This window comes from Stenotrophomonas sp. STM01, assembly GCF_014852135.1.
In the GTDB taxonomy this organism is placed as follows: Bacteria; Pseudomonadota; Gammaproteobacteria; order Xanthomonadales; family Xanthomonadaceae; genus Stenotrophomonas; species Stenotrophomonas capsici.
In genome coordinates this window covers 52,394-78,048 of the sequence record NZ_JACVBA010000004.1, presented here as the reverse complement: position 1 = coordinate 78,048, position 25,655 = coordinate 52,394, and the positions used below count along the sequence as shown (strand labels likewise).

The 25,655-nt window shown below is 68.3% G+C and carries 15 protein-coding genes and 1 tRNA gene; 10 read left to right on the top strand and 6 right to left on the bottom strand.

Annotated elements, in window-relative coordinates; genetic code table 11:
* Positions 1-37 precede the first annotated feature (37 nt).
* From bioC to bioB, 5 genes are all read right to left on the bottom strand, one after another.
* Positions 38-919 (bottom strand): malonyl-ACP O-methyltransferase BioC, encoded by an 882-nt coding sequence (gene bioC, locus IB227_RS16275; RefSeq protein ID WP_132862419.1) that lies wholly within the window; start codon positions 917-919, stop codon positions 38-40.
* Between the two features lie 26 nt (positions 920-945).
* On the bottom strand, positions 946-1,728 hold the full coding sequence (locus IB227_RS16270) for an SDR family oxidoreductase (protein ID WP_192288248.1): 783 nt from the start codon (positions 1,726-1,728) through the stop codon (positions 946-948).
* Positions 1,729-1,774: 46 nt separating this feature from the next.
* Positions 1,775-2,542 carry a pimeloyl-ACP methyl ester esterase BioH gene (gene bioH, locus IB227_RS16265; RefSeq protein ID WP_192288247.1) on the bottom strand — a complete coding sequence of 256 codons (768 nt, stop codon included), beginning with the start codon at positions 2,540-2,542 and terminating at the stop codon, positions 1,775-1,777.
* Positions 2,543-2,558: 16 nt separating this feature from the next.
* Positions 2,559-3,770: an 8-amino-7-oxononanoate synthase gene (gene bioF / locus IB227_RS16260; protein ID WP_132862422.1), complete on the bottom strand. Its 1,212-nt coding sequence runs from the start codon at positions 3,768-3,770 to the stop codon at positions 2,559-2,561.
* Positions 3,771-3,850: 80 nt separating this feature from the next.
* Entirely contained in the window at positions 3,851-4,879 is a 1,029-nt protein-coding gene (gene bioB / locus IB227_RS16255; RefSeq protein ID WP_192288246.1) for a biotin synthase BioB, read from the bottom strand.
* Positions 4,880-4,928: 49 nt separating this feature from the next.
* Here bioB and IB227_RS16250 point away from each other — a divergent pair, with 49 nt between their 5' ends.
* Together IB227_RS16250 and IB227_RS16245 are read left to right on the top strand one after the other, a co-directional pair.
* A complete protein-coding gene (locus tag IB227_RS16250; protein ID WP_192288245.1) occupies positions 4,929-5,654 on the top strand; it encodes a ComF family protein in 726 nt (241 codons plus the stop codon).
* A 79-nt stretch (positions 5,655-5,733) separates the two neighbouring features.
* Positions 5,734-6,300, top strand: coding sequence for a DUF308 domain-containing protein (locus IB227_RS16245; protein WP_192288244.1), 567 nt, complete (start codon positions 5,734-5,736; stop codon positions 6,298-6,300).
* 139 nt (positions 6,301-6,439) lie between these two features.
* Here IB227_RS16245 and ubiA read toward each other — a convergent pair whose 3' ends face one another.
* The gene (ubiA, locus tag IB227_RS16240; protein WP_192288243.1) at positions 6,440-7,336 is read right to left on the bottom strand and encodes a 4-hydroxybenzoate octaprenyltransferase; all 897 of its coding nucleotides are present in this window, start codon (positions 7,334-7,336) and stop codon (positions 6,440-6,442) included.
* 126 nt (positions 7,337-7,462) lie between these two features.
* Between ubiA and IB227_RS16235 the strand changes: the two genes are divergently transcribed.
* From IB227_RS16235 to IB227_RS16200, 8 genes are all read left to right on the top strand, one after another.
* Positions 7,463-7,539: transfer RNA gene (locus tag IB227_RS16235), tRNA-Arg, on the top strand.
* A gap of 199 nt (positions 7,540-7,738) precedes the next feature.
* Positions 7,739-8,254 carry an RNA polymerase sigma factor gene (locus IB227_RS16230; protein WP_132862589.1) on the top strand — a complete coding sequence of 172 codons (516 nt, stop codon included), beginning with the start codon at positions 7,739-7,741 and terminating at the stop codon, positions 8,252-8,254.
* A complete protein-coding gene (locus tag IB227_RS16225) occupies positions 8,251-9,264 on the top strand; it encodes a FecR domain-containing protein (protein WP_192288242.1) in 1,014 nt (337 codons plus the stop codon). Before IB227_RS16230 ends, IB227_RS16225 begins: the two co-directional genes overlap by 4 nt.
* Positions 9,265-9,392: 128 nt before the next feature.
* Positions 9,393-12,332, top strand: a complete 2,940-nt coding sequence (locus IB227_RS16220; protein ID WP_192288241.1) for a TonB-dependent receptor — start codon at positions 9,393-9,395, stop codon at positions 12,330-12,332.
* An 11-nt stretch (positions 12,333-12,343) separates the two neighbouring features.
* Positions 12,344-13,939, top strand: a complete 1,596-nt coding sequence (locus IB227_RS16215) for an alkaline phosphatase D family protein (protein ID WP_192288240.1) — start codon at positions 12,344-12,346, stop codon at positions 13,937-13,939.
* Positions 13,940-14,034: 95 nt separating this feature from the next.
* Entirely contained in the window at positions 14,035-14,598 is a 564-nt protein-coding gene (locus IB227_RS16210; protein WP_192288239.1) for a flavin reductase family protein, read from the top strand.
* Positions 14,599-15,216: 618 nt separating this feature from the next.
* Complete coding sequence (locus IB227_RS16205) at positions 15,217-21,873, top strand: Ig-like domain-containing protein (RefSeq protein WP_192288238.1); 6,657 nt, start codon at positions 15,217-15,219, stop codon at positions 21,871-21,873.
* Positions 21,870-25,595 (top strand): hypothetical protein, encoded by a 3,726-nt coding sequence (locus IB227_RS16200; RefSeq protein WP_225591930.1) that lies wholly within the window; start codon positions 21,870-21,872, stop codon positions 25,593-25,595. Before IB227_RS16205 ends, IB227_RS16200 begins: the two co-directional genes overlap by 4 nt.
* Positions 25,596-25,655: the final 60 nt, after the last annotated feature.

The window sequence follows — 25,655 nt, the reverse complement described above, 5'->3', positions numbered from 1 at the left end:
GCTCCTGCGCGATGCCGCCTTGCGCGCGGGGCCGCGCCTACTGCTTGCGGCGGATCGGGATGGCCGAGACCGGCACGGCGGCGACGTCGTGGCCGTGTTCGCGGATGGGGGCGCCCGGTTCCGGTGCCCAGGCATGGGCGTAGATGACTTCCCAGCTGCTGGGCAGCTTGCCGTCGGCGCCGCGCAGCGGCTCGTAGGCCTGGCTGGCGGCGGCGAAGCGGCTGCGGCCGGTCAGCGTGTGGCGGCGGTTGCTCATCGCGTTGGTCGCGCCGATCGCCTTGAGCTCGCGCATCAGCGCCGGCAGGTCGTCGTAGGTCAGGGTGAACAGGTCGCGGTCCAGCACCGGGTCGCGGAAGCCGGCCATCATCAGCGCATCACCGAACTGGGCGATCTGCACGAAGCGGCTGACGTGCGCGGTGTCGTCGGCCTGTGCGAAGGCTTCGCGCAGTTCCACCAGCGTGTCCGGGCCGAAGGTGGAGCACACCAGCAGGCCGCCGGGCTTGAGCACGCGGCGGAAGCCGGCGAACACCGCCGGCAGGTCTTCCACCCACTGCAGGCACAGGTTGCTGAAGATCACGTCCACGCTGTTGTCGGCCAGCGGCAGGGCGCGCGCGTCGGCGCACACCCGCGAGAACGGGCGCCACCAGCCGGCCTGCTGCTTTGCCTCGACCAGCATCGGCAGGGCCAGGTCCAGCGCGATCACCTGCGCCTTGGGCCAGCGCTTCTTCATCACCGCGGTGGCGTGGGCCGGACCGCTGCCCACGTCCAGCACCACCTGCGGTTGCTTGTCGGCCAGGTAGTCCAGGGATTCCAGCAACCGCTTGGCCACCTCCTGCTGCAGTGCCGCCGCGGCGTGGTAGCTGGAGGCGGCGCGCGAGAAGGCGCGGCGGACGTGCTTGGGATCGAACAGGGAAGACATGGCGGGTACGTCGGTAAGGTCGGGAGTCAGAAGGTGCCGGGGTAGGCGCCGCCGTCGATCAGCAGGTTCTGCCCGGTGATGTAGCCGGCATGCACGCTGCACAGGAACGCGCAGGTGGCACCGAATTCGTCGGCAGTGCCGAAGCGGCCGGCGGGGATGCTGCCCTGGCGGCGCGCGGAGACGTCCGCCAGCGGCTGCCCTTGCTTGTCTGCGCTGGCCTGCAGGATGCCGCGCAGGCGGTCGGTGTCGAAGGCGCCGGGCAGCAGGTTGTTGACGGTGACATTGCGGGCCAGGTGGGTGCGGGCGATGCCGGCGATGAAACCGGTCAGGCCCGAGCGTGCGCCGTTGGACAGGCCGAGCACGTCGATGGGGGCCTTCACCGAGCTGGAGGTGATGTTGACCACGCGGCCGTAGCCGCGCGCGGCCATCGCATCGACGGTGGCGCGGATCAGTTCGATCGGGGTGAGCATGTTGGCGTCCAGCGCGGCCAGCCAGGTGTCCCGGTCCCAGTCACGGAAATCCCCGGCGGGTGGGCCGCCGGCGTTGGTGACCAGGATGTCGACCTGCGGGCACGCCGCCAGCGCCGTGGCACGGCCCTGCGCGGTGGTGATGTCGGTGGCGACGGTGACCACCTGCGCGGCACCGGGCAGGGCGCGCAGGTCCGCTGCAGCCGCTTCCAGTGCGTCGGCACCGCGCGCAACGATGACCACGTTGACGCCTTCGGCCGCCAATGCGCGTGCGCAACCCAGGCCCAGGCCTTTGCTGGCGCCACAGACCAGGGCCCAGCGGCCGGCGATTCCAAGATCCATGCTTATTCCTCGTGCGACGCGGGGAGCGACATGATCGGACAAATGCTCACGCGCAGCCTGCAACGAAGTGTTGCAGCAGCCCGGCGACCTGGTCGGCGTGGCCCAGGAACGGCGCGTGGCCACCGCCTTCGATGCTGTGCGCGAGGTGCAGGCCGGCCGGCGCCAACGCAGCGGCGGCGTGCATCGCGTGGGCCGGCACCAACCGGTCGCGCTGGCCGCCGATCCACAGGCCGGGCTTGTGCAGGCTGGGGAGCGCGCCGCGCAGGTCGCTGCGCTCGAGCAGGGCCAGGCCTTCGTGCAGGGCGCGCGGCGCCGGCTCGCCGCGGGCGACCAGGGCCTCGCGCAGGGTGCGCAGCTCGCTGCGGCCGTGCTGGGAACCCATCACGTCCAGCGCGAGGAAGCGCTCCAGCGTGCCACGGTAGTCCTGTTCCAGGTCACGCCCGAACTGTTCGAACACGCTGGCCTGGACCGCATCGGGCCAGTCGTCGCCGCGCACGAAGCGTGGCGTGGCGGCCAGCATGGCCAGTCCGCGCACCTGCGGCAGGGTGGCGGCGGCATGCAGGGCCACCAGCCCGCCCAGCGACCAGCCGCACCACACCGCGGGCGGGGTGGCGGCGGCGATGGCGTTGACCAGGTAGGGCAGCCGCAACGGAGTGGCGTCGTCACGGCTGTGGCCATGGCCGGGCAGGTCGACAATGTGCAGCTCGAACTGCCCCGCCAGCCGTTCGACCAGCGGTGCGAAGATGCCGCCATGCAATGCCCAGCCGTGGATCAGGACCAGTGCCGGTCCGCTGCCGGTGACTTCGATATGCATGGGGCGTACAACCTGCTCAGGCGCCGACGGTGTTCAATGATTTCTGGTAGAGCACCAGGTCGCGGGCCTTGGCGATGGCTTCCAGCAGCGCCTTGACCTGGTCCACGGTGTGCAGTGCCGACAGCGTCACGCGCAGCCGCGCCTTGCCTTCGGGCACGGTCGGCGGGCGGATCGCGCTGACCAGGAAGCCGGATTGTTCCAGCGTCGCCGACAGCGCCATCACCGTGGCCTCGTCGCCGCACAGCAGCGGCTGGATCGGGGTTTCCGACGGCATCAGTTCCAGTCCGTGGCGGCGCGCGCCCTCACGGAAGGTGGTGATCAGCTCGGTGAGCTTGTCGCGGCGCCAATGGTCGCGGCGCGCCAGCTTGACCGCCGCCAGCGAGGCGGCGGCCTGCGCCGGTGGCAGCGCGGTGGTGTAGATGTACGGGCGCGCGGTCTCGGCCAGGTGCTGGATCAGCGCATCCTCGCCCAGCACCACTGCACCGTGGCCGCCGAGCGCCTTGCCCAGCGTGGCCAGCTGCAGCGGCACTTCGTTCACGCCCAGCCCGGCGTCGGCCACGCAGCCGCGGCCGTGTTCGCCGACCACGCCGATGCCATGTGCGTCGTCGACGTAGAACAGAGCTTCCTGCATGCGTGCCACCAGCGCCAGCGAACGCAGTGGGGCGATGTCGCCATCCATGCTGAAGACGCCGTCGCTGATCAGCATGGCGGCGCCGTCGGCGGCGTTCTTGAGCTGGCGCATCGCGCCTTCGCTGTCCAGGTGCGGGTAACGGCGCAGCCGGCAACCGGCCAGGCGGGTGGCGTCGAGCAGGCTGGCGTGGTTGAGCCGGTCCTGCACGCAGACGTCGGTCTCCTCGCTCAACAGCGCCTGCTGCACGGCCAGGTTGGCCATGAAGCCGCTGTCGAACAGCAGCGCACGCGGGTAGCCGAGCCAGTCGGCCATCTCCCGTTCCAGCTGCTGGTGCAGGCTGTGGTGGCCGCAGACCAGGTGCGAGGCGGTGCTGCCCACGCCCTCGCGCGAGGCCGCGTCCTGCAGCGCGGCGATGACCTCGAACTGTTGGGCCAGGCCGAGGTAATCGTTGCTGCAGAAGCCGGTCAGCCAGCGGCCATCGACCTCCAGGCGCACGCCATCACGCCGGCCGACGGTGCGGCGGGTGCGGATGCGGCTCTGCGCGAGACGCAGCTTGCGCTGGTCCTGAATGCGGTCGTGGATGTCGGGACGGGCCATGGCATCGGTTCATGGTCGGACGGCCGGTTAGCGTAACCGGTTGCCCGCGAGAATTCCCGGAGGCGGTCGCCAGCCGGGGCTCAGGCGCTGTGGGCGCAGGCCGGGGCGATGTCCAGGTGCACCGTGCCGGGGTGGTCGTGGTCGTCCGCGTCCACGCTCACCTGCATCGGCCGGATGCCGAGGCGGGCGAACAGGGCTTGGTCGCGCTCGGTGTCCGGGTTGCCGGTGGTCAGCAGCTTCTCGCCGTAGAAGATGGAGTTGGCACCAGCCAGGAAGCACAGCGCCTGCAGTTCATCACTCATGCTCTCGCGGCCGGCCGACAGGCGCACCATCGAGCGCGGCATGGCGATGCGGGCCACGGCGATCATGCGCACGAACTCGAACGGGTCCAGCTCGGCACTGCCGTGCAGCGGGGTGCCGGCCACCTGCACCAGCCGGTTGATCGGCACCGAGTCCGGGTGCGCCGGCAGGTTGGCCAGGGCCAGCAGCAGGCCGGCGCGGTGCTCGCGGGTCTCGCCCATGCCGACGATGCCGCCGCAGCAGGTCTTCAGCCCGGCATTGCGCACGTGCTCCAGCGTGTCCAGGCGGTCCTGGTACTGGCGGGTATGGATGATCGAGTCGTAGTAATCCGGCGCGGTGTCCAGGTTGTGGTTGTAGTAGTCCAGCCCGGCGTCCTTCAGTGCCTGCGCCTGGTGGCCTTCCAGCATGCCCAGGGTGGCGCAGGTCTCCAGGCCGAGCGCCTTCACTTCCTGGATCATCGCCGCGACCTTGGGGATGTCGCGGTCCTTGGGCGAGCGCCAGGCCGCGCCCATGCAGAAGCGCGAGGCGCCGGCCTGCTTGGCGGCGCGGGCGCGGGCGACCACGCTGTCGGTGTCCATCAGCTTCTGCGCGTCCACGCCGGTGTCGTAGCGCTGCGCCTGCGGGCAGTAGGCGCAGTCTTCCGGGCAGCCGCCGGTCTTGACCGACAGCAGCGTGGAGACCTGCACCTCGGCCGGGTCGAAATGGGCGCGGTGCACGCTGGCGGCCCGGTGCAGCAGTTCGGGGAACGGCAGCTCGAACAGGGCCAGCAGCTCTTCGCGTTTCCAGTCGTGGCGGATGACAGCGGACATCGGTGTTACCTGACGGTGGTGACTACAGAAGCGGCGCAGTCTGGTGAGCATGCGCGAAGCTGTCAACCTGAACATGATATCGATGGTTTACAGGATGGCCGGAGGGCTGTCCCGCGGGGTGTTCCCGCCGCAGTGCCTGGTGTGCGGCGAGGCCGGTGCCGGCGGGCGCGACCTGTGCCGCGCCTGCGCCGGGGACCTGCCGTGGCAGGGCGCGGCCTGCCTGCGTTGCGCGCTGCCCCTGTCGGCCGGTGACGCCGGGCAGGTCTGCGGGTTCTGCCGGCAGCAGCGGCCGGTGCTGGAGCAGGTGCACGCGGCATTCCTGTACGCCAGCCCGGTCGATGGGCTGCTGCGGCGCTTCAAGTTCCATCGCGACCTGCCGGCCGGCCGCCTGCTGGCCGGGTTGATGGCCGAGCGCTTGTCCGGCGTGGCGCGGCCACAGGCGCTGCTGCCGGTACCGCTGCACCGTGCGCGGTACCGGCAGCGCGGCTATGACCAGGCGCGCGAGCTGGCCCGGCCCCTGGCCCGGGCGCTGGGCATCCCGCTTTGCGATGGGCTGCGCCGGACGCGCGCGACCATGCCGCAGTCGGAGCTGGATGCCGACCAGCGGCGGCGCAACCTGCGCGCGGCCTTCCTCGCCAGGCCGGGCTTGCCGGCGCACGTGGCATTGCTGGATGACGTGATGACCACCGGCACCACGCTGCAGGCGGCGGCGCTTGCCCTGCGCCGTGCCGGCGTGACCCGGGTGGACGCCTGGATCTGCGCGCGGGTGCCGTGATCGCGCCATGACAGCGCCGGTGGCATAAAGTCAGTGCCGAGGGGGTATCAACTTTCGTGCATCACATGAGGAGATGGCTATGGGCGGTTCCCCGGTGTTTCCCGCAGGTTCGTTGTTCAGTGCGCTGACGCGCAACTGGTGGGTGGTGCTGCTGTTCGGGCTGCTGGCGGTGGTGTTTGGCGTGCTGACGCTGATGTCGCCGGTGCGCACGGCGGCCCTGCTGGCGTGGTGGCTGGGCGTGATGGCGGTGGTCGAGGGCGTGGTGGTGCTGGTCGGCCTGGTCAGCGGCGCGGCGCCGGTGTCCCGGGGCTGGGCGGTGTTCTATGCCCTGGTATCGATCGCCTTCGGCGTGCTGGCCATCCTCAACCCGTTGGCCACGGCCAGCGTGTTGCTGCTGTTCCTGGCCGGCTGGCTGATCGTCGGTGGCATCTATCGCATCGTGTTCGCCATCCGCGTGCGCAAGCACATCCGCGGCGAGTGGATGTTGGTACTCAGTGGCCTGCTGGCGGTCGCGCTGGGCGTGATGTTCGCGCTCAACCCCTTGTCGGGGCTGATGGTGACCTCGTTGTGGATCGGTGCGCTGGCCCTGGTGTACGGGGTGCTGCAGGTGATCGCGGCGTTCCGGTTGCGCGCGCTGAAAGCCTGAGCGGCGCAGGTGAGGCCTGGGCCGCGAAGCCGGCGATGGTGCCGGGGCGGGAAGAGCCGGAACCCGTTGCAGGGTGTCGGCCTCGCGCCTGGAGGCGCTGCTGCGTAGATGGAAGAAGGCCCGCATTGCGGGCCTTCTGCTATCGGTTGAGGTACTGGCTGGCGACGATGCCGGCGAACAACACCGCGCCGACCCAGTTGTTGTGCAGGAAGGCCTTGAAGCAGGGCTCGCGCTCGCGGTTGCGGCACAGCCAGAACTCGTAGACCACCATTGCCAGGGCCACCGCCAGGGTGGCCCAGTACGCGCTGCCGAGCGCCGCGCGCTGCCCGACCAGGGCCATCGCGCCGAAGAACAGGGCGTACAGGATGCCCTGGATGACCAGGTCCAGCTCGCCGAACAGGATGGCCGTGGAGCGCGAGCCGACCTTCAGGTCGTCGTCGCGGTCGACCATGGCGTACCAGGTGTCGTAGGCGGTGGACCAGAGGATGTTGGCGCCGTACAGCACCCAGCCCAGCGGCGGCACTTCGCCCTGCACCGCGGCGAACGCCATCGGGATGCCCCAGCCGAAGGCCATGCCCAGGTAGACCTGCGGCAGGTGGGTGTAGCGCTTCAGGTAGGGATAGCTGGCGGCCAGGAACACACCGATGAAGCTCAGGCCGATGGTCAGCGCATTCATCGTCAGCACCAGCGCGAACGCCGCCAGCATCAGCCCGGCGAACAGGGCCAACGCCTCGCGGCCGGAGACCGCCCCGGTGGCCAGCGGCCGCTCCTTGGTGCGCTTGACGTGCGGGTCCAGCCAGCGGTCGGCGTAGTCGTTGATCACGCAGCCGGCCGAGCGGGTCAGCCAGACGCCAGCGGTGAACACGAACAACGTCCACAGCGGGGGCAGGCCGTCGGCGGCCAGCCACAGCGCCCACCAGGTGGGCCACAGCAGCAGCAGGGTGCCGATCGGGCGATCGGCGCGCATCAGCTTCCAGTAGTGCCCGAACCGCGACGGGGTGCCGGCGGCGGGCGGATTTCGGGGGAGACGGCTCATGCGTAAAGGGTACCAGTTGGGCCCGGGCGGGCCCCAGCGCGACGACGAAGCTGAGTGGGGGAAGACCTGCGGCCACTTTGTCGTTAGAATGCGCCTCCGCCCGGCGATCCGGGTCGGGTCTACTCTGCGCCCGTAGCTCAGCCGGATAGAGTAGTGGCTTCCGAAGCCATTGGTCGGGGGTTCGAATCCCTCCGGGCGCGCCAGATTCACTTCCGGGAACCTCCCGGAATGCCCAGGAACCCCGGAGCGATCCGGGGTTTCTGCTTTTCCGCGCCGTGCCGGTGCAGCCGGTCAGGTGGATGCAGGCCAGCGACGGGCAGGGCAGGCGCGCCCGATGGCGTGCAATGCCGCTGTCATCATCGGCCGCGATGATGCGCCGCTTCTGTGCCTCGGTGGGCGGTCGTGAGCAGCGTACGGATCTGGGAGAAGAGCTATGCGCTGCGCCGCAGGCTGCTGCGTGGCTTCTTCCTCCGCCGGGGCTCGCACGCCGCCGATGCCGAGGACCTGGCCCAGGAGGTCTACCTGCGGCTGCTGCGCAGCACCGGCGACAACGCCGAGGCCATCGCCAACCCCGAAGCCTACCTGTATACCGTCGCGGCCAACCTGGCGCGCGAGCAGGCGCGTTCGCGCAGCCTGCAGCCGGCCCTGGAGGACGTGGACCTGCTGGCCGAGGTACTGAAGAGCGAAGAGGACCTGGAAGGCGACTTCGAGCGCATGCAGCGCTGGAGCGACGTGCGCAGCACCATCGCGCAGTTGCCCGAGGTCACCCGCCAGGTCATGGAGCTGCATTACCGCGAAGGCCTGGAATGCAGCCGGATCGGCACCGAGCTGGGCGTGTCCGTGCACATGGTGCGCAAACACATCGGCAAGGGCCTGGAGGCCTGCAGGAAAGCCTTGTGCATCACGGAGGAAGCATGAGCCAGGCGTCATCGCGGGCCGATGCCGAAGATCCTGGCCAGCAGGCGCTGGACTGGTTCCTGCGCCATCGCCAGGGGGAGCTGGATGCCGCCCAGGAAGCCGCCTTCCTGGCCTGGCTGCAGCATTCGCCCGAACACGTGCGCGCCTACCTGCGCGCGCTGAACCTGCACCGCCAGGTGGGCGCGGCGATGGCGCCGACACCGGCACGTGCGGGAACTGGCCGCGCGCAGGGCAATGTCGTGCCCTTGTTCACCGTCGCGCCGCGGCATCGCCAGCCGCAGCGCACACCGCGCCGGTGGCGTTGGCGCGCGCTGGCCGGCGCGGCCTGCCTGCTGCTGGCAGTGGGCGGGCTGGCCCCGCACCTCTGGCCGCAGCCGACGCGCTTCAGTGCCGGGCACGGCCAGTTGCGCGACATCGTGCTGGCCGATGGCAGCAAGCTGCGGCTCAACGCGGACAGCACCGTGCAGGTGCGCATGGGTTGGTTCGGGCGGCAGGTCGAACTGCTGCACGGCGAAGCCAGTTTCGATGTCGTCGCCGACCGCCGGCCGTTCGAGGTGAACGTGGCGGGGCTGCGCATCCGCGACATCGGCACGGTGTTCGACGTGGCGCGCCGCCTGCAGGGCACCCGCGTCGGCGTGGTGTCGGGTGAAGTGGAGATATGGAGCGGGGGCAGGGACACACGGCGGCTGGCGCAGCTGGATGCCGGGCGCGTGGTGCTGGTCGAGGACGCCAGCCAGGCGGTGCAGTCGCTCGACATGCCGGCGTCGATGCTGCTGGATTGGCAGCAGCGCAAGGTCTCCTTCCTGGACGAGCGCCTGGACGAGGTGGCCGCCGCCTTCAACCGGCACAACCAGGTGCAGGTGCAGGTCACCGATACGCGCGCCGCGGCGATGCGCCTGTCCGGCAGCCTGGAAGCCCACCGCATCGATGCGCTGCAGGCGTTCCTGGCGCGTGACCCGCGCTTCGTGGTCGAACGTGACGGTGACACGGTGCGCGTATCCAGCCGCTGATCGATGGCTGTCAAAAAAAATTCATCGAATCCGCGTTCTCCATTCCCGCGCTTTCCCGCTCATTCCTGGAATAGGCCGTCTTCGTTTTCGACGACGGCGCAACTGCCTACCTCCTCCCAGGAATCGTGATGCGCAACAAGCTCTACCTCTCGGTTGTCCTCGCACTCTCCCCCTGCTTTGCCAGCCATGCCGCCGCGCCCGCTGCGCAGGGGCTGGAGGCGCGCCTGGCCGCACCGATCGCGGCACAGCCACTGAACCGCGCGCTGGAGCAGCTCTCGCGCAGCTCCGGAGTGCAGTTCCTGTACGCGGCCGCCGGCACGCCACGCATGGCCGGTGCGGTGGCACCGGGCGCGACGGTCAGGCAGGCGCTGGACACGCTGCTGGAGGGCACCGGGCTGGGCTACACGGTGATGGAAGGCAACGTCATCGCCATCGACCCGGCACCGGCGCCGGCCCCGCGAGCACCAGCCGCGCCGCCGCCCAGGCCGCGCGAGAGCGTCCCGGCCGCCGCCGCCACGCTGGGCACGGTCAAGGTGATCGCCGCCCACGAGGTCATCGACCAGAAGAAGCACTCGCCGGTGATCAAGGATTCGGTGATCTACGATGAGATGGACAGCTACGGCGACGAGACGCTCGCCGAAAGCCTGATGGCGGCGCCGGGGCTGAGTGCGGTGGAGGACGCCGGCGAGCCGCGCTACGTCACCGTGCGCGGCGTGCAGGCCAACCTCAACTACACCACCATCGACGGCATCGCCATTGCCAGCGTCGGCGGCAGCGGCTCGGGCGAGCGCATGAACAACCTGCAGCTGATCCCCAGCGACATCGGCACCCGCACCGACATCTACAAGAGCTTCAGCGCCGAGCAGGCGCCGGACGCGATCGGCGGCGTCATCGACATCATCAGCCGCAGTGCGTTCGATCGCTCCGGCAAGTATGTGTTCGCCGACGTTGCCGGCATCTACTCCACTGCCCAGACCCATGTCGACCGCAGTGCCGGCGGTGACCACAAGACGCTCGGCCACTTCGGCAAAAGCGCCAAGCTGGTGTTCTCCGACCAGTTCGGCGCCGATGACCAGTTCGGCATCGTCGCGGTGGCACGCTACGAGCAGCGCTCGCGCAACAGCACCAAGCGCTGGGTGGAGTCGAACTACTACTTCAACGACGCGGGCAAGTACCTGACCGACGGCAGCACCGACCCGACCGAACTCAAGGGTTGGAACGGGTTGCGCGCGCCCGGCAACTTCAGCACCGGCACCTACACCAACTTCATCACCAACTTCGGTGGCTCGGCCAAGCTGGAGTGGAAGCCCTCGCAGGACCCGTTCTACGCCTCGTTGCTGCTGTACTCGTACCGGTTCTACGAGAACTCGACGATGAACAAGACCGACCTGTACTCCAACGCCAAGTTCCCGATCCGGGACCAGACCGCCGAGGGCGGCACCACGCAGATCAACAGCATCTACATCAAGAACCGGCACGACCGCTGGGACCGCAGCAACCGTGGTGCGATCGCCAACTTCAGCTGGGACCTGGGCCAGGACACCCGGCTGACCCTGCGCGGCGGCCATACCGAGGAAACCTTCAACAACACCCAGACCTACTGGGGCGTGCGTGCCTATCCCAGCAACCTGTTCGTGGACTATGCCAACGACAAGCATGGCTTCCCCAATGCAGTGGGCGTGTCCGACCCCAGCCTGCTGACCAGCTCGGCGTTCAAGCTCAACCCGGCGCAGGCGTACATCTCGCCGCGCGATGCCAAGGAGACGATCGACAACCTGCGCGTCGACTTCACCCACAACATCGGTGCCGATGCGCGTGGCTTCGGGCTGGCCGCCGGCGCCGAGTACCGGCACCTGAACATCTGGCAGGACATCGACTTCGACTACTACAAGACCAGCGCCACGCTCAACGACTACCTGTACCCGGGCGCGACGCTGCTGGGCACGGTGCCGGGCTTCCCGTTGATCGACAACCCCAAGTGGACCGATGAACTGCTGCCGACGCTGGGCAACAACGACGCGGCCTACCCGAACGCCGACTTCACCAGTGACTACAAGTACGTGGAGGACATCGCCAATGCCTATGTCTCGGCGCATTACGCCTGGGACCGGCTGCTGCTGATCGGCGGCCTGCGCTACGACGACACCTCGTTCGACGCCTACAGCCCGTACAGCGCCAACGGCGGCACCACGTATACCGCGGATTTCCGCAGGAGCAGCGGCGGCTACAGCAACCTGCTGCCGTCGCTCAACGCCACCTTCAGCCTGGGCGAGGACCAGCGACTGCGATTCTCGGCCAGCCAGACGCTGGGCCGGCCGACGCCGAGCAACATCGCCCAGGCCACCAGCAGCAGCTGCAGCGACGACGAGGACGGGCGTGGCTTCTGCACCATCAAGCAGGGCAATGCCGGGCTGGACCCGCGCCGGGCCACCAACATCGACCTGGCCTGGGACATGTACTTCAACGGCAACAACGGCATCGTCTCGGTGGCGTTGTTCGACAAGGTGATCAAGGACGACATCTACACCTTGACCACCTTCCAGGACATCGGTGACACCACCTACCGGGTGACCCAGCCGATGAACACCGACGAATCGAAGCTGCGCGGCGTGGAGTTCGCCGTGGCCAACCGCAACCTGCGCTGGGGTCGCCAGCGCTTGGACATGTTCTTCAATGCCACCCGCCTGGACGGGCAGACCAACTACAAGATCAGTGACGGCACCGAACGCCGCCTGGACCGCCTGCTGTACCAGCCGGACTGGTCGCTCAACGGTTCGGTGATCTGGCGCATGCCCTGGCAGAAGGCGCAGCTGCGTGTCTCCGGCACCTACCGCACGCGCATGCTGGTGGACTTCGGTGACACGCAGTGGCTGGACTCGTACTACGACCCGTACATGACCTTCAACCTGGCCTTCAGCCACAAGGTCAGCAAGCACTTCACGCTCAAGTACGAAGCCAAGAACCTGTTCAACACGCAGCCGACCTACAGCACCGGGCCGGACGGGCGCTTCCGTACCGAGATCGACGACTACGGCCGCTTCTACTACTTCCACATCATCTACAACTGAGCAGGCACGCCATGGACAAGATCAACCGCAGGCGCTTCCTGGCGCTTTCCGGGCTGGCCACGGCCGGCGCATGGATGGGTACCGCCGCCGCCCTGGCCGCCGAGCTCGATGCCAAGGCCTTGAACCCGCGCAACCTGCTCGCCACGCCACGCTTTGCCGGCACGCCGTTCACCCTGGGCGTGGCTTCGGGCGACCCCGCGCCGGATGGCATGGTGCTGTGGACGCGGCTGGCCACCGAGCCGCTGCAGTACGGCGGGGGCATGCCGGCGCGGCCGTTGATCGTGGACTGGCAGCTGGCCGATGACGCGGGCATGCGCCGGGTGCTGCGCAGCGGTTCGGCGCTGGCGCATCCGGAACTGGGCCACTCGGTGCACGTGGAGCTGGAAGGGCTCGCACCGGGACGGCCGTACTGGTACCGCTTCAGTATTGCGGGCCACGCCAGTGCGACCGGCTGCACCCGCACGCTGCCGTCACCCACGGCCGAGGTGGACCGGGTCCGCTTCGCGGTGGCCGGTTGCCAGCACTACGAAGAGGGCCACTACACCGCCTGGCGCTGCATCGCCGAGGAGCCGCTGGACTTCGTCTTCCACTACGGCGACTACATCTACGAAGGCGAGAGCCAGCCCGGCGTGCGCCGCATGAACGGGCAGCCATTCACCAACCTGCGCAACCACGTGGGCCCGCAGACCTACACGCTGGATGATTACCGGCGCCGCTACGCGCAATACCACAGCGATGCCGACCTGCAGGCGGCACATGCGGCCGCGCCGTGGTTCGTCACCTTCGATGACCACGAGGTGGACAACAACTGGGCCGGCGCGGAGGATCAGGACGGAACGCTAGGCGAACTGTTCCTGCTGCGCCGTGCACAGGCCTTCCAGGCCTATTACGAGAACATGCCGTTGCGACGCAGTGCCTTCCCGCGGGATGGCCACATGCAGATGTACCGGCGCGCACGCTACGGCACGCTGATGGACCTGCACCTGCTCGATACCCGCCAGTACCGCAGCCGCCAGGTCGACATGACGCAGCGTGCCCTGGTGGAATCGCCGGAACGCAGCATCGTGGGCGCGGCGCAGGAACGCTGGCTGTTCGATGGCCTGTCCGACGCCACGCCGCGTTGGCACACGATTGCCCACCAGGTGTCGCTGGGCAACTACCTGCGCGAGAAGGACGGGGTGCTGGTGTCTTCCGACGACCAGTGGTCCGGCTACCTGGACAGCCGCCGGCGCCTGCTTGATCACATCCAGCGGGTGGGGTTCGGCAATGTCGTCACCGCCTGTGGCGATGCGCACCGCCACTACGCCAGCGACCTGGTGCAGGACAACGCCGACAGCGGGGTGATCTCCAGCGAGTTCCTGGCCACCTCGATCACCTCCGGTGCCGACGGCCAGGGCGAGGATGCGCTGGCGCGCAACCTGCTGCAGCACAGCCCACACCTGAAGGCGACCACCGACAAACGCGGCTACGTGCTGTGTGATGTCACCCGTGACCATTGGATCGGCGACATGAAGACGCTGGACCAGGTGATGCAGCCCGGCGGCAAGCTGGAAAGCTGGCGACGCTATGCCATCGCCCACGGCCGTCCGGGCCTGCAGCCCGCCTGATCGTTCGCGCCCGGCCGTCGCGTGTCGACGGCGGTCGGCGCGTTGGCAGGGCGGCGTGCGTGGCGGCATGATGGGGCCACCACAGGAGCGCGCTGATGCCATCGCCTCGCCAGAAGCAGGATTTCCCGGTCCAGAACGTGCGCCGCTACCTGGAGCCCGGCCCCATCGTGCTGGTCTCCTCGCACTGGCAGGGGCGTTCCAACGTCATGACGCTGGGTTGGCACACGGTGCTGGAGTTCTCGCCTTCACTGGTCGGGTTGATGATCTCCCGCGGCAACCACAGTTTCGAGATGATCCGCCGCAGCCGCGAGTGCGTGATCAATGTGCCGACCGAGGCGTTGGTGGACAGCGTGGTACGCGTGGGCAACAGCAGCGGCGCGCAGGTCGACAAGTTCGCCGCGTATGGCCTGGCGACGGCGCAGGCCAGCATCGTTCGCGCTCCGCTGGTCGCGGCATGCCACGCGCATTTCGAGTGCCGGCAGCGCGATGACGCGCTGGTGGAGCGCTACAACTTCTTCATCTTCGAAGTCGTCAAGGCGCATGTGGCGCCTTCCCCGCGCCATCCGCGGACGCTGCACTACACCGGCGACGGCGCATTCATGGTGGCCGGCAAGGTCATCAGCCGGCGCGCGATGTTCAGGCCTGACATGCTGCCGTGATGCGCGCCCGGGCAGTCTCCGTCCCGGTAACTTCATGTTTAGAATCAATGATTTGAGTTGGTGTCCCGGCCGTGCTGCACAGGGTTGCTGCGCATCCGGCCGGCCCCGGGCAACCGCGGCCGGCTGCATCCAGGCGTTCGACTGTCCGCCGCGACATCCGGTGCAGCGCAGGGGCCGGGCGCCGGCGCTGATCACGGCGCGACCACACCGCTGACGGCAGCATGCGCCTCCGCTGGGCGCCAAGACACTCGAAACAGCGCCAGCACAAGGAAAAAGCTGCCGGTGTGGGCATCGCCACCGCAGCGCACAGGGCGCTCCAGCCCCGAAAAAACCGCGTTCTCGCTACGTCGTGAAATTTCCTTCATCTGGCGATGAGGGGGCTTCGCTAATATTTCGTTCGAAACTGTGACGTAGGTTCGTCATAAATTGTGACGTGTGGCGTTTAAAGACATTGCATCTGATATTCGGATGTGATTGCGGCGCAAAGGCTTGCGCCGCCCCGGATCCGTGCCAGGGGAGCCGTCAGGCATGGGTCGGGCAACGCCGCGTCGGGGGAAGTGGGGCTTTTCTGCTTTCGGATCGCCGCTCCAGCGTGCACGGGGGGAGCGCGTTTATTGCATGGGCCTGGCGGGCCCATTGGAGCTGCGTGTGTTTGCCAAGCCAGTTGTTTCCAGCATCGGTCGCGTCATGCGTCCGGGGGTGTTCGCACTCGTCGGGCTGTTGCTCGCTCCCCTGGGAGTGCACGCGCAGAACGTCCGCAATGAAGCCACGGTGGCCCCGCCCAGTGGCGTGACCAACGTCGGCACCACCTGCACCACGCTCGCCGGGCAATCGACGCCGGCCAACTCCGTGGCCTTCAGCAACGGCGTGTGCACGGCCGCCGATACCGACCCGCTCACGCGCGAGTCGGACCTGTCCATCATCAAGACCCAGAGCACCGATGGCGGTGCGACGTTCGTTTCCAGCACGGCGACGGTGAACCAGGGCGCGGTGATCCGCTTCCGCCTGGAAATCCGCAACATCGGGCCGAGCGCGGTGACGTCGGCGAGTTTCGCCGACGTGGTGCCGGGCAACTTCACCTCGGTGAGCGTGCTGAGTGCCGTCCCGGCGGCTGCGTGTTCGGCCGGCGCATCGGCCAATACGGTCAGCGGCACCTTCACCGGTGCCAAGGATGCGACCTGCACGGTGACCCTGCAGGCCACCGCGACGACCGGGACGTCCGGCGTGGGCGTGGTCAACACCGGCACGGTCACCGCACCTGCCGGCACCTCCGACCCGACCCCGGGCAACAACAGCAGCGCGGTGACGACGATCATCACCTCGCCGCAACTGAGCCTGGAAAAGTCCGCCAGTTCCACCACCTTCGCGATTGGAACACCGGCCAGCTACACGTTGACGTTGACCAACGTCGGCAGCGGCGCGACCACGGCGCCGGCGGTCATCACCGATTCGGTGCCTGCGGGCCTCAGTATCGGCACCCTGCCGCCGGGCTGCGTTGCCAGCGGGCAGACGGTGACGTGTACGGTTGCCGCAGGCATGGCGATCGGCGCCGGCAATGCGGTGAGTTTCGTCATCCCGGTGACGCCCACCGCTGCGGCGGCCTCCCGTGTGACCAACGTGGCGAATGTGACCGGCGGCGGTGATGCGAGTTGCCCGTCGGACGAGCGCTGCCAAGGCACCGCCATCGTCGACATCCCGAATCCGAAGCTGACCTCGACCAAGACGGTGACCTCGACCGGCCCGTATGGCGTGGGTGATGTGATCAGCTATTCGGTGGTCGCGACCAACAGCGGCAACGCCACGCTGACCAACGTGGTGGTCACCGACACCAAGCTGTCGCCGTCGAGCACCTCCTGCGCGACGCTGGCACCGGGCGCGAGCTGCACCCTGACCGGTTCGTACACCGTGCTGCAGGCCGATGCCGATGCGGGCAAGGTCATCAACACCGCCGCGATCACGACCGATACCCCGGGCGCTTGCGCCACCGCCGGCGACTGTGCACCGACGGTAACCACGCCGATCACGCAGACGCCGAAGCTGACCTCGACCAAGACGGTGACCTCGACCGGCCCGTATGGCGTGGGCGATGCGATCAGCTATTCGGTGGTCGCCACCAACAGCGGCAACATGACGCTGGCCAACGTGGTGGTCACCGACACCAAGCTGTCGCCGTCGAGCATCACCTGCGCGACGCTGGCACCCGGCGCGAGCTGCACCCTGACCGGGTCGTACACGGTGCTCCAGTCCGACATCAATGCCGGCCAGGTCATCAACACCGCCGCGATCACGACCGATACGCCCGGTGCCTGCGCCGTGGCGGCGGATTGTGCACCGACGGTGACCACGCCGATCACGCAGACGCCGAAGCTGACCTCGACCAAGACGGTCACCTCGACCGGCCCGTATGGCGTGGGAGATGTGATCAGCTATTCGGTGGTGGCCACCAACAGCGGCAACATGACGCTGGCCAACGTCGTGGTCACCGACACCAAGCTGTCGCCGTCGAGCACCACCTGCGCGACGCTGGCACCGGGCGCGAGCTGCACCTTGACCGGCTCGTACACGGTGATCCAGTCCGATATCAATGCCGGCCAGGTGGTCAACACCGCTACCGTCAGCACTGACACTCCGGGCGCCTGCGCCACCGCCGGCGACTGTGCACCGACGGTGACCACGCCGATCACGCAGACGCCGAAGCTGACCTCGACCAAGACCGTGACCTCGACCGGTCCGTATGGCGTGGGCGATGCGATCACGTATGCCGTCGTTGCGACCAACAGCGGCAACATGACCTTGGCCAACGTCGTGGTCACCGACACCAAGCTGTCGCCGTCGAGCATCACCTGCGCGACGCTGGCACCCGGCGCGAGCTGCACCCTGACCGGGTCGTACACGGTGCTCCAGTCCGACATCAATGCCGGCCAGGTCATCAACACCGCCGCGATCACGACCGATACCCCGGGTGCCTGCGCCACCGCCGGCGACTGTGCGCCGACGGTGACCACGCCGATCACCCAGACGCCGAAGCTGACCTCGACCAAGACGGTGACCTCGACCGGTCCGTATGGCGTGGGCGATGCGATCAGCTATTCGGTGGTCGCCACCAACAGCGGCAACACGACGCTGACCAACGTGGTGGTCACCGACACCAAGCTGTCGCCGTCGAGCACCACCTGTGCGACGCTGGCACCGGGCGCGAGCTGCACGTTGAGCGGTTCCTATACCGTGCTGCAGGCCGATGCCGATGCAGGCAAGGTGATCAACACCGCCGCGATCACGACCGATACGCCCGGTGCCTGCGCCGTGGCAGCGGATTGTGCGCCGACGGTGACCACGCCGATCACCCAGACGCCGAAGCTGACCTCGACCAAGACGGTGACCTCGACCGGCCCGTATGGCGTGGGTGATGCGATCAGCTATTCGGTGGTCGCCACCAACAGCGGCAACACGACGCTGACCAACGTGGTGGTTACCGACACCAAGCTGTCGCCGTCGAGCACCACCTGCGCGACGCTGGCACCGGGCGCGAGCTGCACGCTGAGCGGTTCTTACACCGTACTCCAGACCGACGTGGACGCCGGCCAGGTCATCAACACCGCCACCATCGGCACCGACACCCCGGGCGCCTGCGCCACCGCCGGCGACTGTGCACCGACGGTGACCACGCCGATCACCCAGACGCCGAAGTTGACCTCGACCAAGACGGTGACCTCGACCGGTCCGTATGGCGTGGGTGATGCGATCAGCTATTCGGTGGTCGCCACCAACAGCGGCAACACGACGCTGACCAACGTGGTGGTCACCGACACCAAGCTGTCGCCGTCGAGCACCACCTGTGCGACGCTGGCGCCGGGCGCGAGCTGCACCCTGAGCGGTTCTTACATCGTGCTCCAGGCTGACGTGGACGCCGGCCAGGTCATCAACACCGCCACCATCGGCACCGACACCCCGGGCGCCTGCGCCACCGCCGGTGACTGTGCACCGACGGTGACCACGCCGATCACCCAGACGCCGAAGTTGACCTCGACCAAGACGGTGACCTCGACCGGTCCGTATGGCGTGGGCGATGCGATCAGCTACTCGGTGGTGGCCACCAACGCCGGCAACATGACCCTGGTCAACGTGCTCGTGGCCGACAGCAAGCTCACCCCGTCCAGCATCGGCTGCACGACGCTGGCGCCGGGTGCGACCTGCACCCTGTCCGGTACGTACACCGTGACCCAGACCGATGTGGATGCCGGCAAGGTGATCAACACCGCGCTGGTCACCACCGGTACGCGCGATGCCTGTGCCACCGCGGCGGACTGCGCGCCGACGGTGACCACGCCGGTCGTTCAGAACGCATCGCTGAGCATCGACAAGACCGCCCAGCAGGCCACCTATGCGGTGGTGGGCGAGGTCATCACCTACCAGTACGCGGTGACCAATACCGGCAACGTGACCATCAGCGGCCTGCGCGTGGCCGATGACCGGATCGCCACGGTCAACTGCCCGGTGACGTCGCTGGCACCCGCTGCAAGCACGGTCTGCACGGCCAGCTACACCGTCACCCAGGCCGACGTGACTGCAGGCACGGTGACCAACATCGCCACCGCCAACGGCACGCCGACCGGCGGTACGTTGGTGCCGCCGATCGACACGGTGACCATCACCCTGAAGGCACACCCGATCACCGCCAGCGACGATGCGGCGACCACGCCGCAGAACACGCCGGTGACGGTGTCGGTGCTGGGCAATGACCGCCTCGACGGCCAACCGGTGGATCCGACGACGGTCACGGTGACCCAAGTCAGCACGCCGGCCAATGGCAATGCGGTGATCAACGCCGACGGCACGGTGACCTACACGCCGGCACCGGGTTTCGCCGGGACCGATACGTTCACCTACCGGATCTGCGAGAACGGCAATCCGGCCAACTGCGCGACGGCGACGGTGACCATCACCGTGCTGCCGAACGAAATCGAGGCCAAGGACGACGCCGATACCACCGAGCCCAACACCCCGGTCACCACGCCGGTGACCGGCAACGACACCACCACCGGCATCCCGCTGGACCCGGGCAGCGTCACCGTGGTCACGCCGCCGGCCAATGGCAGCGTCGTGGTCCATCCGGACGGCTCGGTGACCTACACGCCGAACCCGAACTTCACCGGCACGGATACCTACGTCTACCGGGTGTGCGACACCTCCAGGCCGACCGCGTCCTGCGACACGGCCACCGTCGTCATCGTCGTGAAGCCGAACCGCATCGAGGCCATCGACGACACGGGCAGGACCGAGGTCGACACGCCGGTGAGCGTCAACGTGATCGGCAACGACACCACCACCCAGGTGCCGCTGGATCCGGCGTCGGTGACGGTGCTGACCCCGCCGGGCAATGGCACGGTGAGCTGTGCCGCCGGCAGCTGCGTGTACACGCCGAATCCGGGCTTCGTGGGCCAGGACAGCTTCGTGTACCGGGTCTGCGACCTGTCGGTGCCAACCCCGGTCTGCGACACCGCCACGGTGAACCTGACCGTCGAGGGCAGCACCCAGGTGCGTGTCACCAAGCAGGCCAACCCACGCGACGTGAAGGTCGGTGACCTGGTCCGCTACACCGTGACGCTGGAAAACATCGGCAGCGTCGACGTCGTGGACGGCACGCTGGTCGATACGCCGCCGGCCGGCTTCACCCTGGTCGAGGGCTCGCTGGAAGTGGCCGACCGTGACGGCGTCGGCCGCCAGGTCGGCAGCCATCCGATCCGCGTGGACCAGATCGACATCGCCAGTGGTGGCCGTGCCACGGTCAGCTACCTGCTGCGCGTGGGCGCCGGCGTGCGCGCTGGCCTGCACACCAACACGGCGGAGATGCATGACAACGGCAGCCGTGTCTCCAACGTGGCCACCGCCACGGTGCAGATGGTGGCCGACCCGATGACCGACGAATCCACCCTGATCGGTACCGTGTTCGACGACCGCGACGGTGATGGCTGGCAGGACAGCGCCGAAATGACCGACGTGCGCGTGCAGGGCGGCTTCGCCGCCGGCGCATACATCGCCAGTTCCACCACGGTCGATCACGGCAAGGGGCCGCAACCCGAGCCCGACGCCAGTGCGCCGCTGCTGCATGGCATCGCCATCGGCCGCATCGGTGGGCGCCAGTCCGACGCCGATCCGGCGCAGGCACGCGAGGTGGTGGTCAGCCAGCTGCTGCGTGCGCCCGAGTTCACCGGCGACTTCGTGCTGACCACCGGCCAGGGCGCGACGCTGCGCATGGATGCGGCCGGCACCACCGTGGTCAGCGCCGACGGCGGCGACGCTGCCCGCGGCCTGACCGCGGCCGTGCCGAGCGTGGAACGGCGCATCAGCCAGGTCGAGGGCGGCTACCGCGTGGACTACGTCATTCGCAACGAAGGCGTGGACGAGCGCGGCATCCCGGGCGTGCGCATCGCCTCGGTCGAAGGGCTGCTGGTGGAGACCGACCAGTTCGGTCGCTACAACCTGATCGGCATCGACGGCGGACGCGACGAGCGCGGTCGCAACTTCATCCTGAAGGTGGATCCGGCCACCCTGCCGCCGGGCAGCGTGTTCACCACGGCCAATCCGCTGGTACGCCGCATCACCCCGGGGCTGCCGGTGCGCTTCGACTTCGGCGTGAAGCTGCCGCCGGGCCTGGTCAAGGGGCAGGGCACGCAGCAGGTGGAGATGGAGCTGGGCCAGGTGATGTTCGCTCCGGCCAGCGCGCAGATCCGCAGCCAGTACCAGCCGATGATCGGCCGCATGGCCGAGCAGGTCCGCGCCCACGACGGTGGGGAGGTGGTGATCGGTGCGCAGGGCGAGGACGAGCTGCTGGCCTTCGAGCGCGCCGTGGCGGTGCGCAAGGCGCTGGTGGCCGAACTGCCCGCCGAGGTCGCCGCGCGTACCCGGGTCAGCCTGCGCACGGTGACCACCGATGCGGACAGCACGGTGGTGGGGCTGTCGTCCTGGCCGGTGCTGGGCAACGTGCTGTTCGACACCGACACCGCAAACATCAAGCCGGAGTACGGCGCGCTGCTGCGTCGCATCGGTGCGTACCTGGTGGAGATGGACGGCCGGGTGGTGAAGATCACCGGCCATGCCGACCGCCGGGCTTCCGATGCCCACAACGACGCACTGGGGATGCGTCGTGCGCGGGCGGTGCTGGATGCCATCACCGCCGCCATGCCCGAAGCGCAGCGGAAGGATGTCCGAGTCGAAATCGTCCCTGGCGAGCTCAACGCCCCATCTGAGCGTGCTGTCCAGGAGGCCAAGCCATGAAGATGAAACTGTTGGATTACGCACTGCTGTGCGCGCTGTCGGGCATGGCCCCGGCGGTCTACGCCCAGGTCGCGCAGGCGCCGGCCATTGCCCGTGGCCCGGCAACCGATGCGGTCGAGCCAGCCTGTGATGCCGCAGGCTGCAATGGGCAGGAAGGCATGCTGTTCCGCATCAACAGCCGCGGCAAGCGCGAGACCGTGGTGCCACAGGCAGCCAGCGGTTCAGCTGCACTGGCCCCGGACCGCCGCGTGTCGGTGGAAGCGGAGAAGCCGGGCAATGAGGCGCCGATGCCGTTGCAGCCGGGCCAGGCCGTGGCCATTGGCAAGTGGTCGCTGCAGCTGCCCAATGGCGGCGTGATCTGGGCCACGGAAGACCCCAACCTGGGCAAGCCGTCCTTCAGCCTGTCGGCACCGTCGCTGGTGCCGTTCGATGGCAGCCGCATCACCAAGCCGGTGCAGTTCTACGCCTTCAACAACTATTCGGCCTTCATCCAGCGTGCCGAGGTGCGGGTGTTCCGTGCCTCCGACACCGACCTGGTCGACCCGGTCGCCACCGTCGCCTTGCCGGTGGCCGCTTCGACCACGCTGGAATGGGACGGCGGCCTGCCGTCCGGTTATCGGCCCAAGGTGGGTGACGAACTGGTCTACATCGTGCGTGCCTACGGCGCCGATGGCAGCGTCGACGAAACCTACCCGAGCCGGCTGCAGCTGGTGCGTCCGGAAGAAGCCGAGCGCGGCACGCAGATGCTGCGCAACGCGGTGGAGCGCAGCAAGGGTGCTGCGTTCAGCACCGACGATGCGCAGCTGCAGAGCCTGGTCGACCAGAGCTTCGGCCGCGACAGCCTGCGCCAGCAGAACATCCCGATCTACGGCTCGCGCATCCGCATCCAGGGCCGCAACCTGCCCGAGCAGGCCAGTGTCCGCATCAACGGCCAGATGCAGCCGGTGGACATGGAGAGCAAGCTGGTCGCCGAGTACCTGGTGCCGGTGGGCCAGCACCGCTTCGACATCGACATCAGTGCCGGCACCCATGGCATGACGGTGCGCGACCAGTTGGACATCGACGTCACCGGCCGCTACATGTTCGCCGTGGCACTGGCCGACTTCACCCTGTCCGGCAACAGCGTGTCCGGCTCGCTGGAACCGCTGGGCCAGGACGATCGCTACGAGAAGGACCTGGTGGTCGACGGCCGCCTGGCGTTCTATCTGAAGGGCAAGGTCAAGGGCAAGTACCTGGTCACCGCGCAGGCCGATACCCAGGAGCGCGAAGTCAACGAGATGTTCCGTGGCTTCTGGGATGCCGATCCGCAGGACGTGTTCCGCCGCCTGGACCCGGACCAGTACTACCCGGTCTATGGCGACGACTCCACCACCTACCGCGACGTGGACACGCAGGGGCGGCTGTACGTCCGGGTGGACTGGGACAAGAGCCAGGCCCTGTGGGGCAACTTCAACACCGGCTTCACCGGCACCGAGTACGGCCAGTATTCGCGTTCGCTGTACGGCGGCGCGCTGAACTGGCGCAGCCGCGCGACCAACCCGTGGGGCGATGCCCGCAGCGAAGTGCGCGCGTTCGGCTCGGAGGCGCAGACCGCGCCGGGCCACAGCGAATTCCTCGGCACCGGCGGCAGCCTGTACTACCTGCGCCACAACGACATCCTGCCGGGCTCGGAGAAGGTTGCCATCGAGATCCGCGACGCCACCACTGGCCGCGTGGAGAAGCGCATCGACCTGCAGCCCGGTGCCGACTACCAGGTCGACAACTTCCAGGGCCGGTTGATCCTGTCCGACGCGCTGTCCATCGTCACACGGGATGGGCTGCCGCGCCTGTCGCGCGACACCCCGCTGGACGGCTACACCCAGGTGCTGCTGGTCGACTACGAATACCTGCCGACCGGCTTCAACCCCGATGAGGTCACCGCGGGCGTGCGCGCCAAGCATTGGTTCGGCGACCACGTTGGCGTGGGAGCCACCTACGTCGATGAGAACCGGGCCGGCGACGACTACACGCTGGCGTCGGCCGACCTCACCCTGCAGGCCGGGCGCGGCACCTACGTGAAGGTGGAACGTGCCCGCACCGAGTCCACCAGCGCCCCGGTGTTCTATTCGGAAAACGGTGGCCTGACCTTCGCCGAACTCAACTCCGGCCTGGGCGCACGCCGCCAGGGCGATGCCACCTCGGTGGAGGCGCGCGTCAATTTCAAGGAAATGGGCTGGACCGCGCTGGACTGGTCGGCCGGCGCGTGGATGCGCCGTGTCGACGCCGGGTATTCGATTGCCCGCTACGACATCGGCGAGGAGGTGCGTGAGCACGGCGCCGAGTTCCGTGGCCAGCTCAGCCCGGACATCGACCTCTACGGCCGCTACAGCCGCGCCGAGCGCGGCGCGGAGTACCTGGAGCAGAGCCAGCTGACCGGCGAATGGCGCATCACCGACGTCGACACCCTGAGTGCCGAGCTGCGCCGTGTCGACGAGAACCGCTACACCGGGCAGGGCATCGGCACGCTGGGCGCACTGCAGTACAAGCGTCGCTTCGGCAACATGCTCGACCTGTACGGCACCGCGCAGGTCACCCTGGACGATGATGGCGGCAAGTACGAAAGCAATGATGCGGTCACGCTGGGCGGCAACTACCAGTTCGGCAACCTCTCCAGCGTCGGCGCGGAAGTCACCCAGGGTGATCGCGGCGATGCAGCGCAGGTCAATGCCGAGTACCGCCTGACCCCGGACCATTCGATCTACGGCAACTACACCTTCACCAACGCCACCAGCAGCAGCTACGACTCGTTGTTCAGCCCGACCCAGCGTGATGGCTGGACGCTGGGCCAGCGTTGGCGCCTGTCCAACCAGGTCAACGTGTTCAACGAGAGCCAGTACCTGAAGGCACCGAACGAAACCGGGCTGGCCCACACCTTCGGCATGGACTTCTATCCGGGCGTGGGCTGGAACCTGGGCTTCCAGCTGCAGGATGCGGAACTGGACCGCGGCACCGGCAACATCAACCGGCGCGCGGTCAGCCTCAGCGGTGGCCGCACCTCGTCGGCCACGCAGTGGAGCAGCAAGCTGGAGTGGCGCAAGGACAGCGGCGCCGAGCGCCGCGTGCAGTGGGTGACCACCAACGCGTTGACCCACAAGTTCAGCGAGAGCCTGCGCATCGCCGCGCGCTTCAACTACTCCGACACCGACGACGCGCTGGATCCGCTGGCCGGGGCGAAGTTCATCGAAGGCAACCTCGGCTTTGCCTACCGCCCGTTCAACAGCACCCGCTGGGGCCTGCTGGGCCGCTACACGTACCTGTACGACGTCTCCACGCTGGCGCAGGACACCAGCAGCGCCTACTACGACCAGCGCAGCCAGGTGCTGTCGTTCGAGGGCGTGTACCGCCCGCTCAACCACTGGGAATTCGCGCTCAAGGCGGCGCGCCGCGAGGGCGAAGTGCGGATGGGCCGCATGACCGGGGCCTGGGCCGATTCGGCGGCGACGTTCCTGGCCGGGCAGGTGCGCTATGGCGTCACCACCAACTGGCACGCACTGGCCGAGTACCGCTCGCTGGCGGTCAAGGACGGTGGCCGCCGGCAGGGTGCCCTGGTGGGGCTGGACCGCGACATCGGCCGTAACTTCCGCGTCGGCGTCGGCTACAACTTCACCGACTTCAGCGACAAGCTCACCGATTTCGACTACGACCACCGGGGGTGGTTCCTCAACGTGGTGGGCAGCTACTGATGCGCGGACCGGTGGCGCGGCTGGCCCGCGCCATCCCTTCGGGAAGCACCCGCGGGCTTC